Genomic DNA, 12,692 nt, shown 5'->3' with positions numbered 1-12,692 from the left:
GACAATAGACGCCCTGTATTGATCACACTCGACCACGACATATCACACGAATAGTGTCACCTGTTAACGTGGTTATGTAGGCTTGGTCTGTGTTTTTAATATCGAAATTAATCAAATTACCGTTCTGACCATGCTCAATACGAGCGATGACATGCTCAGGAACTTCTTTTGGGTTAAATTCTAAACGGTACATATCGCCCAAAATCCATGACTCTTCAACCTTACGGCTATTTCTTTCTGTGATTAGTTTTAGTGCGTACATATTTGGTTTCCCTATTACGTAGATAGTAAAAAGGCTGCATTAAGCAGCCTTGAATGAATACCATACCAGCCATTAGTCAGATGGTAACTATTGTCTGAGAACGGGGAGTATGGGCTTTCAACAATACCGTCATCCAGACGGTAGCCTGAGTGGACGCACCTTAAACAGGTCTTAATGCCTCTCAAGGAGGTGACAAGGATATTCCTCTGAACATCCCGAACGCGCAGGATTTCGAACTACCTGAAAATCTTCGGTAGTTGAGCTGTAAACTCTAAGTTGACTACTGGTAGATATGAAAAAGCCCCGCGAGTGCGAGGCTATGGAATTCATATTAATACCTCCAAGCACAAAAACCTGCGGAGGATAACATGAATATACTAAAAAATAATTTTTTTACAAGTATTTCACATTATTTTTTCTTATATCGAATTAACATCTATTTCCCTTCCGTTATCTAGTTCGTGGTTGATCGCCTTATGCATCTTTGCCTCAATTATTCTAATGCACCAGCGAACCCTATCTCTTGATTGAGGTATAGTTAACTCATCTTTGACGATTCGCGATAAATACTGCGCAATGGTTTCTATCCTGTGCCCATACACGTAATAGTTATTCCCATAGTTGCAATACTACCTTAGTCGAGATCGAGGTATTGGCCACAGCGCATAATGACTTACCGTTAATCCTGGATGAACTGAAAAGCGTTAACCCTAAGCTGGTGGGTCAGGTTGCATATATGCTGGCTCTTGGGCAGGGAAAAGCACGAGGCACAAAAGATGTTACTTTGCGTGAAACGCTACAATGGCGAACTCTGGTGCTGGCATCAAGCGAAGATGCTTTCGAAAGTTATCTTAAGGCTTCGGGTGAAAGCGTTGCCGCAGGCCAGCAAGCTCGCTTTGTGGATATCCCGGCGATAGTAAGCGATGAGGATGGCGTTTTTGATACCCTCCACGGACTAGGCACAGCTAAAGAATTTGCCGATTCTCTGAATGCCTTAACAACGAAATATTATGGATGTGCTGGTATCACATGGCTTGAAAAGCTTACTACTTCTTCCCGTTCGGAGCTGGTTGATCGCTTGCGAGCGTTAATTATTCAGTTCAAGGAAGTTTATAGACCAGAGGATGCAGGAGCACAGTTAGACCGGGTATTAGAGCGATTCGCGCTCTGTGCTGCTGCGGGTGAGCTGGCGACTGAATGGGGTATTACAGGTTGGGATACCGGGGAAGCTCTACGCTGTATTGGTGAGTGCTTCAAAGCCTATGTAGATAGTAGGGGCACGACTGGTGATCTGGAAGCAGTAAACGGTATTGAGCGGCTGAAGGTGTACCTCAGTACTTACGGTGAACACCGCTTCCGTTCGGTTCCCAATTATTGGGGGAATATGCCGATATTTGACGGTTATATTGCTTTATCTACCGGTGAAGCTGTAGATAGCTCTGATGTTAGTAATGAATCGATACTTGAGGATGATAATCCCCCATCGCGCATTTATTGGATTACATCAGAAGCATTGAAAGAACGTGCTTTGGATGGCTGTAATTTTGATATAACAATTGCCGCCTTACACAAAAAAGGGGCACTTGTTGGCGTAACAGAGGAGGTAGGTAAGAACGGTAAACCTCGTACCGTTTATAACCCTAAGAAACGTGATCCGCTTGGTTATAAAGACCAGCGCCGATTTTACAGGATAGACGCAGGTAAGCTATTTGAGTGATAAGAGAGCCGGAGCAATCCGGCTTATTTTTTCCTCGCATGTTTCCCCAACGTAAGGTGTGATACCCATTTATAGATGGTTCTGTAATCTTCCATTTGCGGCCTGTGTATACCACGCTTATCTATGGGGTGTAGGAGAGTGTAATTATCAGTGCCTTTAGGGTTCTCGATAATAAAAGTAACATATTTGTCATAAACTGATTCGGCTAGCTTTTCTTTACCAACGATGTAGTCTTTTGCTTTGGTAATATCTTCTGCCCATTTTATGCATTGGTCTTTAAGCGCACCGTCTCGTTGTTCACTGCGGAGCTTCCCCGCTTTCCGCCGGGCATTTTTGATGTCCAGATTTTCAAATTCATTCAATGTATCGCGGTCATGTTGCTCTTGTGCCAAAACCGCAAAGACGAGATTAGAGGCCGCGAGATGATATGAGGTGCTATCAGACTCCACGGTTAGCCCACATCCCCATATAGCACACGCGCTGACCAGTAAGTCATTCTTACTGCTGTCTGCCAGTGTTTCGACTATAGAATAGTGCCAAGCATCACTGCCAGGCTGACAGAGTTTTTTTATGGTTACAGTAGCAACATCAATCAAATCCCATACACTTAACCTGAACAGAGCTTCTTTTCGTTCATCATTGGTTAATTTGGATACTTGCTCAGCACACCAATAAGCCGGGGAGTGGGGGTATAAACCGTTTTCCATACCATTACCAATAGAGTAATGTTTGAGTGCTGCGTTTACATTATCAAGAATAAAAATATCATCCGACATAGTAATCACTTCCTACGATGCGTAATCCTTTGACACTTCCAGCTACCGTTAAATCACCCGTTGCTGCGCCTTTTACATATAGCCCCCACCAATCCATCATAACTCTGCGCTGTTCTAAATAGGTGGCTCGGTTATACGCTGCCCGGACAGAGTTCTTTTCTCTGTGAGCCAATACGGCTTCTATGGCATCGGGCATAAAACCCTGCTCATTCATCGCGGTACTGACAATTGAGCGGATGCCGTGTGCAGTAAGCATATCCTGATACCCCATGCGCTTTAACGCCATATTAGCGGTCTGGCTGTTCATGTGCGTATTTGGGGTGGATCTGTGTGGAAAGACAAATTCCCTATGCCCGCTGATAGGTTTCATAATTTCAAGCAGATCTAAAGCCGGTTGGCATAAAGGCACAGTATGAGCATGCGATGTTTTCATCGTTTCTGCGGGTATATTCCAGACTTTATTTTCAAAGTCTATTTCTGACCAACGCGCTTTTACCGCTTCCCCTGGACGTACAGCCGTTAATAGTTGCCACTCAATGACTAAACGTGTTTGCCGTTCTACCTGTGCAACGGAGAGCGCTTGCATTAATCCGAGGAGTTCTTCGGGTCGAATGGTCGGGTTATGCTTTTTCTTTGGTTTAGGAAATGCCTTGCTGACAGTGGTAAAAGGGTTGGCATCAATAACGCCTAAATTCATGGCGTAGTCGATGATCTCCACGGTTCTTTGTGTCAGGCGTTTAATCGTTTCCAGATTGCCCCGTGCTTCAATCGGCTTGAGCACTTCCACCAGAATAGGTGCTTTGAGGCTTGATATCGGTACATCACCGAGTTTAGGGAAAATATCTTTTTCCAGTGAGCGCCAGATATCTTTGGCGTAATCTTCACTGACAGTGGTTTTCTTCACTTCAAACCAGCGGGTAGCAATATTCCGTAAGGTGTAGCTGTTCTCTTCCTGTATTGCCGCTGCTTGCTGTTTACGCCAATCAACAGGATCAATATCTTTAGCCAGCATCGCTTTTGCTTCGTCTTTGAGTCGGCGAGCGTCAGCCAGCTTAATAGAGGGGTATTCACCAAATGCAATCATCGTGCGCTTTTGGGTGAAGGGTTTGTAGTATCGGAAATACCAGAGCTTAATGCCTGATGCTTTTACGAGGAGTTCTAAATTATCTCCGTCACGGTAGATCGTGTCTTTGGGCTTACCTGTTTTGCTATCAAGTTTGGCTTTGACATTAGATACCGTTGTAGGGGAAAGCGGCGTTATCTTTTTAGGCATCGGGCACCTCTAACCGTAGTAGTAAGTGTTCTCTGTGGTAGTAGTAGCGGTTTATTGGTGTAGTTGGGCTGTTACTACTAACGTTTTACCTCTTTAACCTTGTACTGCGTCCCTCTGTGTCTAAGCGTTCTTATTGTATTTTTATATTTAAATCAATTGATTAATGGTGATTTTTTAAGTTTTGGGACGTGTGAGAAAATATGTACGGGACGGCATTCTAACAGTGTTTTATTTTATAAATCATATTGTTAAGTGTTTAGGGACATCGGGACGCCATTTTTTGCAAAAAACTTAACTATATATATGAGTTTCTCTTGGACACTTGGGTATTTACGTTTTGGTAGTAAGTGTTTTTGTAGTGTAGCCGACTTACTACCAAAACTATCGAGTTATAACGATGCTAAACGAATACTAACGGGCAATAAAAAAGCCCTAACTCATTATGATTTAGGGCTTTTTCTTTTACTTTTACTTTCGGTGTATTCCGATGATTTCCGAATACAAAATTGGTGGAGCTGGCGGGAGTTGAACCCGCGTCCGAAATTCCTACATCCTCGGTACTACATGCTTAGTCTAATCTTTACATTCGCTTGCCAGCTGCGGACAGACACGCCACTAACAAACTAGCCTGATTAGGTTTAACGCTTCAACCCCAGGCAAGGCATCCACGCGATCTCTTTTGGGTTTGACCTCTCTTGATCCCCGTCCTAAGAGCGGAGGCTAGGGAGAGAGGGCTCTGCGCAGGTTATTAAGCTGCCAGTGCGTAGTTTTCGTCGTTTGCGACTATTGTTTTGCGGCTTTTTACGAGGCCAACCGCCCCTCGGCATGCACCTTGGGTTTCGCGAATCCCGTCGAATCCAGAATCAGCCCCAAGTATGTTAAACGCAAGTATATCAGAATATTGAGCAATAATGCTAGTGGTTAACGCCCAGCATTCTTCATAATTCGCGCTTTGTCTAATTTCCACTCACGTTCTTTAATGTCTGAACGTTTATCATGCGCTTTTTTACCTTTGGCAACGCCGATTTTGATTTTACACCAAGCGTTTTTCCAATAAAGGGAAAGGGCGACGATAGTATAACCTTCACGATTGATGCGGCCGTATAGGGAATCAAGTTCGCGTTTGTTAAGTAACAGTTTACGTGACCGTGTAGGATCACAGACCACATGGGAAGAGGCGACATTTAATGGCGTAATTGTGGCACCAAAAAGATAAGCATCACCATTTTTAAGCAAAACGTAACTTTCACTGATGTTTGCCTTGCCAGCGCGCAGTGATTTGACTTCCCAACCTTGTAGCGATAAGCCAGCTTCGAATTCTTCTTCAATAAAGAATTCGTGGCGAGCTCGCTTATTCATGGCAATTGTTGCCGAACCGGGTTTGTGTGCTTTTTTCTTTGTCATAATGCGTTGTATTATACTGTAAGCGCTAATGAAAGAAATCTCTTCTGCATGATATTTAGCGATAACCGCACATTTATTGTGCTAAAGATCATCAGGTTTTTATTTAACCACATTAAAGTGATATTATTCGGCGCTGTTATGTTTTACAGGAAATGATATGCCACAGATTAATCGCTCTGCGTTAGTTCCATACAGCGTGGAACAAATGTATAAATTGGTCAATGATGTGAAATCTTACCCGGATTTTTTGCCGGGGTGTGTCGGCAGCCGCGTTATAAGTAGTAATGGTAATGAAATGACGGCTTCTGTTGATGTCTCCAAGGCAGGGATCAGTAAGACGTTTATAACGCGGAATACGTTATCTGACAACCAAAGCATCAGTATGCAGCTGGTTGATGGTCCCTTCCGCAAACTCATGGGTGGATGGCACTTCATTCCACTTAGCGAAGATGCCTGTAAGGTTGAATTACATCTCGATTTTGAATTCACTAATAAGTTGATTGAGCTCGCTTTTGGTAAAGTATTTAAGGAACTGGCCGGTAATATGGTTCATGCTTTTACCCAACGTGCGCGCGAGGTTTATAGTGTCTGAAATCAATATTGAAGTCATTTATGCTTTACCAGAACGGCAATATCTGCGTAATGTTAAATTGCCTCAGGGAGCCACTGTTGAACAGGCAATTATGGCATCGGGGCTTTTAGAGTTACGTAGCGACATTGATTTGGCTAAGAATAAAATTGGCATTTATAGCCGTCCGGCTAAATTGGCAGATACTTTGGAAGAGGGGGATCGTGTTGAAATTTACCGTCCTCTTATTGCTGATCCGAAAGAAATGCGTCGTAAACGCGCAGAACGTGCAAAAAATAGTACTCAGTAGATATCTGCTTGATATTTACTCGCCAGAAATTAATTCACTGGCGAGTAAATAAAATCTCGAACCTTACCCATTTTTCGGCAAAGATTTCTCATTTTTGATATCAGTTAAAACGCCATTACTATCAAAAGTGAGTGTCAGTGTTTCTTGTTTTACTTTCTCGTGCCCGGGCTGCTGACGGAATATGTAATACCATGTCTGGCTACCAAACGGATCTGTCAGCATAGGTGTTCCCAAAGTGTAAGTAACCTGCTGTTGAGTCATCCCTTTATGGATTTTTGATACTGCATCCGGTGTCAGGTAATTCCCCTGATTAATATCAGGACGATAAATAACTCGCTCAAACATAGAGCAACCCGCAGTCAGCATAACTAGAGATATAGTTGCGGCAGTCAACAATTTACAGCGCATAGTAATCACATTCCTTTAGGAGTTAGGCTGTCGATGATAATAAACATTATAGAGTTTGAAAACCTCTATGCTATTTGCCTATAGCTTTAATTTTGAAATCGGTAAGATATATGACTTCAATTATACAAAAAAGTTGTAGTAAGTTATGCGGCTAAGAGTTCCTTCGCGTTAGCCAGCGTATTTTTTGTCACTTCATTGCCTGCAAGAAGTCGGGCAAGCTCCTGTAACCGAGCTTTTCTATCTAACAGCTGCATTTGGGTTTCTGTTTCTTCTCCATCAGTCTGTTTATTGACGTAAAAATGCTGATGACCACATCCTGCAACCTGCGGTAAATGTGTAACACACATAACCTGAGTTGATTCGCCCAATTCCCGGAGAAGCCGTCCTACGATCATTGCCGTCGGGCCACTGATACCAACATCAACTTCGTCAAATATTAGTGCTGGTGTTTCCATTTTTTTGGCAGTAATCACCTGAATCGCAAGAGCAATGCGGGAAAGCTCACCACCTGAAGCCACTTTTGCCAGTGATTGGTGAGGCTGCCCGGGGTTAGTTGTGACATTAAATTCTACCTTACTGGCACCATCAAGATTTAAATGCTCAGGCTCGAAAATAACATCAATAGTGAACCGGCCGTGAGGCATTGAAAGTTGATGCATGCTGTTGGTGATAAGCTGACTTAATTCGATGGCGTATTGCTGGCGAATCTGATGGAGCTTTTCAGCAACGCTGAGCGCTTGTTGATAGTGTACGCTGACGAGTTCACTGAGGTGAGCACAATCATCTTCCTGCTGTGAAAGCTGGTGCTGTTCTTCCAAAAGTTGCTGATGTAAGGCTGGTAGCTCTTCGGGGGAAACGTAGTGTTTACGTGCGATACTGATTTGCTGTGAGATTTTTTGTTCCAGCTCAAACAAGCGGTTAGGGTCTAATTCCAGTTGATCGCTGTAATGACGTAGCTCATCACTCACTTCACTGATTTGAATAGAGGCTTCTTCCAGCATATTCAGTAATCCGCTGAGTTTATGATCCATACTGGCAAGTTCAGTCAGCTCGTTCCGTGCGTAACTCAGCAGGCTAACGATATTTTGCTCATCATTGTCACTTAAAATTTGCAGGATATCCTGACTACCAGATAAAAACTGACCGCAGTTTGCCAGACGTTTATATTCGCTGTCCTGCTCCTGATATTCACCGAACTGAGGTGCCAGCTCATTCAGTTCTTTCAGATGATATTCCAGTAGCTGTTGCCGTGAACGGCGCTCAAGAGCCTGCTGCTGAAATTGGGCAAGATCCTGACAGCTTTGCCTCCATTGCTGATATGCCTGCTTCATTTCATTTTTTAGTGTGAATTCACCGGCGTAAGTATCCAGCAAATGTCTTTGATGGCGGTTTTCTAAAAGCAGCTGATGGGCATGTTGACCGTGGATCTGAATCAGATGTGAACCCAATTCACGCAGCTGAGAAAGAGGGACGGCAGTACCATTGATAAAACCACGGGAGCGCCCGTCTGCGGTAATAGTACGCCGTAGCAGGCACTCATTATCATCATCAAAACTGCCATCAAGCTGGTGTGTTTCTAGCCATTTACGGGCAGAAGGTGTATCTGCCAGCGAAAACCGGGCACAGATGTCAGTACGGGGAGCACCAGCTCGAACCATATTCGCTTCTCCACGATTACCAAGACATAAACCCAGCGCATCAATTGCGATTGATTTACCCGCTCCGGTTTCTCCTGTGATGGTTGTCATTCCTGAGCGAAAATCGATTTCAAGTTCGCGAACAATGGCAAAATTACTGATGGTCAATTGAGCTAACATCGTGCTCCTCCTACCTTTCTCTATACTTAAAACTATGTTTCTGTATATAAGTCCATGTTCCTGTGCATAAAAACATGTCTGTTCTTTTGCACAGTATAAACTGGTTTTTTATACAGTAAAGTAGGGAAGCATCTTTTTTTAGAACATTTTTTTTGACCAGCCTAACTTGGTACTCAGTGTATTGAAATAATTGTAATCTTTCGGATGGATTAAATGCAGGTTATATTCACTACGCTTAATGATAACTTCTTCACCATCCTGAATCGGTAGTACAATCTGGCTGTCACAACTGACTTCGTAATCATTGCTGTTTTGGGAAAACTTTAGACGAATACTACTTTCGCTGCTGACCACAAGAGGACGGGCAGAGAGTGTATGTGGAAACATCGGCACTAATACAATAGCATTCAGATTCGGTGTCAGTATTGGCCCGCCGGCTGACAGAGAATAGGCGGTAGAGCCGGTCGGTGTCGCTATAATGAGGCCATCTGAACGCTGCGAAAAGGCAAAACGTTCATCAATATAAACCTCAAAATCGATCATATGGGCGACTTTGCCCGGATGTAGGACAACTTCATTCAGTGCTGTACTACGCCGCGGTTTCTGGCCTTTTTTTGTGACCTGCGCTTCCAGTAGAAATCGCTTTTCATCCCGATATTCTCCATTGAAAACCTCAGAAAGCTGTTGCAAGGCGTTATCCGGATCTAAATCTGTTAGAAAGCCTAAATTACCGCGGTTAATGCCAATAACTTTAATATCATAACGGGACAGTACTCTGGCGGCTCCCAGCATGTTACCGTCACCGCCAACTACGATCACTAAATCGGCGGTTTTGCCGATTTCAGTTAAACCTCCGGTTTGTGCGTCTTTTAAATTAATATCTTTTGCAACTTGTCTGTCCACAATGACGTAATAACCTTTAGATACCAGCCAGTGATAAAGCATTTCATGAGTGGCTAGTGCTTCAGGGTGACGTGGACGCCCGACAATACCGATGCATTTGAATTCATTATTCATTGCTGTTATTTCCTGCAGCATATGGTTTTGCCCTCACAATATGATGTGTTCCCTTGAATCCCTCGTTTTGATCCCCATAATAAGCGAGAGTTGCGAATATAATACAAAATACGCGGAGATATTCATGAGTAGTAAAGACCAAAAAGTACCTGACGAGCAAGTCTCAGAAAATACAGAAAATGTATTTGAGCAACAAATGGATGCAGAAAAGGCAGACGCGCCAGAGACTGAAAGCATTGTTGACCCGCGTGTTGCCGAGTTGGAAGAAGAGCTGAAACAGGCTCAGTCTCGTGAACGTGATGCAATTCTGCGTGCTCGTGCTGAAGTAGACAACATTCGTCGTCGCGCTGAGCAGGATGTGGAAAAAGCACATAAATTTGCACTGGAAAGATTTTCTAATGAGCTTCTGCCAGTAATTGATAATCTGGAACGTGCTCTGGAAGCAGCAGATCGGACTAATGAGACTTTGGTTCCAATGATTGAAGGTATTGAATTAACCCTGAAATCATTTATTGATGCAGTGGGTAAATTTGGTATTGAAGTTGTTGGTGATATCAATGTTCCTTTCAATCCGGAAGTGCATCAGGCGATGACTATGATGGAGTCTGATCAGCATGAACCAAATCATGTAATGTTGGTTATGCAGAAAGGCTATACTCTGAATGGACGTCTGCTGCGTCCTGCCATGGTTGCTGTTTCTAAATAAGAAATACAGTTTCTGTTATTTAATGCCGCCGTTTTAGGCGGCATTTTTGCAGGAATATCCTATGGATTTCGAGTTGCATCGCGGCAGCAAGGGAATGAATCCCCGGGAGCATAGACAGCTATGTGACCGGGGTGAATGAGTGCTGCCAACAAAGAGACGACTTGAAAGACGACGGGTATATAAAATAACTATTCAGGAAGTACCGGGTTCCAGTCAATTGATGCCAATCCTTGGGATTCAAGTAGCTGGTTAGCCTGTGAAAAGTGCTTGCACCCCAGAAAACCGCGATGTGCTGATAAAGGAGAAGGATGTGGTGCTTTCAGGACATGATGGCGCTGGGTATCAATAATACGGCCTTTTTTCTGAGCATGAGCACCCCAGAGCAGGAAAATGACACCACTTCGGTGTTCATTGATCGCAGCAATGACCTTATCGGTGAAAGTCTCCCAGCCCAGATTTGCATGAGAGTGAGCATTACCCCGTTCAACCGTTAACACTGTATTCAGTAATAAAACCCCTTGTTTTGCCCAGCTAAGCAGGCAGCCGTGATTGGGACGCTGAAATCCTGCAATATCAGATTCCAGTTCTTTGTACATATTAACGAGTGAAGGTGGAGCGGGAATGCCCGGCTGTACTGAAAAAGCCAGACCATGAGCCTGATTCGGGCCGTGGTAAGGGTCTTGTCCCAGAATCACGACTTTCACATCAGCCAGTTCGGTATAGCGGAATGCGTTGAAAACATCCTGTTGTGGCGGATAAATGGTTTTACCTGCTTTACGTTCGTTTGCGACATACGTCAATGTATCAGTAAAGTAAGGCTGTGCTTTTTCATTGCCGATGACATCATGCCATGTAAGGAATGCGGACATAGCGGGTTCCGTTTTAAATAAAAGATTACCAGATAGGGTTAAGCTTACCGATTCCCTTAGCATAGGGAAAGCTTTCATCTAATAAGTTCCTATACCTCCCCCCTCTTTTAAGTATGTCTCCTCGTTGGTTGCATTGACTCACTTTAGCCACATCTAACTATTATAGTTGTTTATGATTCAGAAGGTGCTCCCTTACTACTTTGATGCAAATTGAAATGCATGGATTATATAAAAGTTAATACGCCCATTTGTTAAATAAAAATTAAATTTGATGTAAAAATGTTAATCATTCTGCCGATAGATGATTTAGGTCAGTCTGTTATGTCTAACTTAAATCGGTAGGAGTATTTTATGACTTTGGTGACAAATATCAGTTTATTGAGTAAGTTAGGTGCTATCCCTTTACAGGGAAATCAGGCAACTCTTCAGTCAACCTCTGCTGGCAGTACACTTCTGGATAAAAATAAACAACTTTCTCCCGCAATAAATTCCCGTTCAGAAAATACTAAACAAGCTGATTCGCTCTACCAATCATTGATAACGGCTTCTCAAAATAGAGTTATGGATACACCTGAATTAAAAGCTAATGATATTGCAGGAAAACATTCAAAATCTATTGATTATGCACTGGCTCAGGTCACCCGTGATGTTTATCGTCGAAATAGTTTTGGCATTGGTGACTATGTACGTGTGTCAGATGAAGAGCTAATTAAAGCGGGTATTGATCCTGATACTTTGGATGATAGTGCTACAGGGTTTCAGGCAGGGGTTTACCGAAATAAAGGGTTATATATTGTGTCATTTACCGGCTCAAACGAAATAAAGGATTTTATGGCGAGTATTCGTCAGGGGCTTGGATACAATGAAGCGCAATATAATCAGGCGGTAGATCTGGCAAAATCAGCATTAAAAGCATTTGGTGAGAATGTTATTTTTACCGGGCACTCAATGGGAGGAGGGCTGGCATCAATGGCTGCTCTGACAACAGGAAAGCCTGCGGTTACTTTTAATTCTGCCGGTGTTTCAGACTGGACACTGAAACGGATGGGGTGGTCACCGGGGGCTGGTCGTGAAATAGCAGAACAGGGATTAATCCGGAATTATATTGTTGAACATGACTGGTTAGATAATCTGCAAAAAGCATTACCAATTCCTCAGCCGATGGGAAGTCAGATTCTTCTTGAATATGAATACAAGCCGGAAAATTTCATCGATTCGATTGTCCGCTATAGCTATGCGTTACATTCATTCAAGGCTCATTTTTTGGAAGCTGTGCAGGAATTAATGGTTATTCATAAGCCATGGCAAGGGAAAGAAGATAGTAAAGAATATGGGAAAGAAAGTGTGATGATGGCTGCCGCGGGTAACGATATCAAAGATAATATTATCGCTTCAAATAAAGCATCATCACAGCAAACATGGGCGGTAGATATGAGTGATGATGAACTGGGTGTTTTATTCAGCCAATCCTCTCAGCACACTAATTTACAGCCGCAATTAAGTAAGGAAATAGTGGAAAAATATTATTCAGCTTAATTGGTTGTCTTTTAATTAAGAATTAATGC

Annotated in this window: 13 protein-coding genes and 1 other RNA gene; 5 read left to right on the top strand and 9 right to left on the bottom strand. The window is 43.1% G+C overall.

Annotated features, from left to right (window positions below):
* Positions 1–22: 22 nt before the first annotated feature.
* Entirely contained in the window at positions 23–262 is a 240-nt protein-coding gene (locus AACS90_RS04745; RefSeq protein ID WP_099121906.1) for a hypothetical protein, read from the bottom strand.
* A gap of 562 nt (positions 263–824) precedes the next feature.
* Between AACS90_RS04745 and AACS90_RS04740 the strand changes: the two genes are divergently transcribed.
* A complete protein-coding gene (locus tag AACS90_RS04740) occupies positions 825–1,979 on the top strand; it encodes a DUF927 domain-containing protein (protein ID WP_099121905.1) in 1,155 nt (384 codons plus the stop codon).
* A 23-nt stretch (positions 1,980–2,002) separates the two neighbouring features.
* On the opposite strand, the gene AACS90_RS04735 is transcribed toward AACS90_RS04740, so the two are convergent.
* The 4 genes from AACS90_RS04735 to smpB form a co-directional block, all read right to left on the bottom strand.
* On the bottom strand, positions 2,003–2,755 hold the full coding sequence (locus AACS90_RS04735; RefSeq protein ID WP_099121904.1) for a hypothetical protein: 753 nt from the start codon (positions 2,753–2,755) through the stop codon (positions 2,003–2,005).
* Complete coding sequence (locus tag AACS90_RS04730) at positions 2,745–4,028, bottom strand: integrase domain-containing protein (RefSeq protein ID WP_099121903.1); 1,284 nt, start codon at positions 4,026–4,028, stop codon at positions 2,745–2,747. The genes AACS90_RS04735 and AACS90_RS04730 overlap by 11 nt, the downstream gene beginning before the upstream one ends.
* 507 nt (positions 4,029–4,535) lie before the next feature.
* Positions 4,536–4,899, bottom strand: a transfer-messenger RNA (tmRNA) gene (gene ssrA / locus AACS90_RS04725).
* Between the two features lie 50 nt (positions 4,900–4,949).
* A complete protein-coding gene (gene smpB, locus AACS90_RS04720) occupies positions 4,950–5,432 on the bottom strand; it encodes an SsrA-binding protein SmpB (protein ID WP_099111869.1) in 483 nt (160 codons plus the stop codon).
* 157 nt (positions 5,433–5,589) lie between these two features.
* Here smpB and AACS90_RS04715 point away from each other — a divergent pair, with 157 nt between their 5' ends.
* A complete protein-coding gene (locus AACS90_RS04715) occupies positions 5,590–6,024 on the top strand; it encodes a type II toxin-antitoxin system RatA family toxin (RefSeq protein WP_099111870.1) in 435 nt (144 codons plus the stop codon).
* The gene (locus tag AACS90_RS04710) at positions 6,017–6,310 is read left to right on the top strand and encodes an RnfH family protein (protein ID WP_099111871.1); all 294 of its coding nucleotides are present in this window, start codon (positions 6,017–6,019) and stop codon (positions 6,308–6,310) included. The genes AACS90_RS04715 and AACS90_RS04710 overlap by 8 nt, the downstream gene beginning before the upstream one ends.
* A 63-nt stretch (positions 6,311–6,373) precedes the next feature.
* On the opposite strand, the gene bamE is transcribed toward AACS90_RS04710, so the two are convergent.
* The 3 genes from bamE to nadK all read right to left on the bottom strand — a co-directional run bounded on the left by bamE (position 6,374) and on the right by nadK (position 9,552).
* Positions 6,374–6,718, bottom strand: coding sequence for an outer membrane protein assembly factor BamE (gene bamE / locus AACS90_RS04705; protein WP_099111872.1), 345 nt, complete (start codon positions 6,716–6,718; stop codon positions 6,374–6,376).
* Positions 6,719–6,861: 143 nt separating this feature from the next.
* Positions 6,862–8,535, bottom strand: coding sequence for a DNA repair protein RecN (recN, locus tag AACS90_RS04700; protein WP_099121902.1), 1,674 nt, complete (start codon positions 8,533–8,535; stop codon positions 6,862–6,864).
* Positions 8,536–8,673: 138 nt separating this feature from the next.
* Complete coding sequence (gene nadK / locus AACS90_RS04695; protein WP_153043658.1) at positions 8,674–9,552, bottom strand: NAD(+) kinase; 879 nt, start codon at positions 9,550–9,552, stop codon at positions 8,674–8,676.
* 124 nt (positions 9,553–9,676) lie between these two features.
* On the opposite strand from nadK, the gene grpE reads away from it, so the two are divergent.
* Positions 9,677–10,258, top strand: a complete 582-nt coding sequence (grpE, locus tag AACS90_RS04690) for a nucleotide exchange factor GrpE (protein WP_099121900.1) — start codon at positions 9,677–9,679, stop codon at positions 10,256–10,258.
* A gap of 188 nt (positions 10,259–10,446) precedes the next feature.
* Here the strand turns inward: grpE and ung are convergent, their stop codons facing one another.
* A complete protein-coding gene (gene ung / locus AACS90_RS04685) occupies positions 10,447–11,127 on the bottom strand; it encodes a uracil-DNA glycosylase (protein WP_099121899.1) in 681 nt (226 codons plus the stop codon).
* Between the two features lie 351 nt (positions 11,128–11,478).
* Between ung and AACS90_RS04680 the strand changes: the two genes are divergently transcribed.
* Complete coding sequence (locus AACS90_RS04680) at positions 11,479–12,663, top strand: alpha/beta hydrolase (protein WP_099121898.1); 1,185 nt, start codon at positions 11,479–11,481, stop codon at positions 12,661–12,663.
* The last annotated feature ends 29 nt before the right edge of the window (positions 12,664–12,692 follow it).

It is taken from the genome of Xenorhabdus sp. KK7.4 (assembly GCF_963876465.1).
Taxonomy (GTDB): Bacteria; Pseudomonadota; Gammaproteobacteria; order Enterobacterales; family Enterobacteriaceae; genus Xenorhabdus; species Xenorhabdus stockiae.
This window is presented reverse-complemented; position numbering and strand designations above follow the sequence as displayed.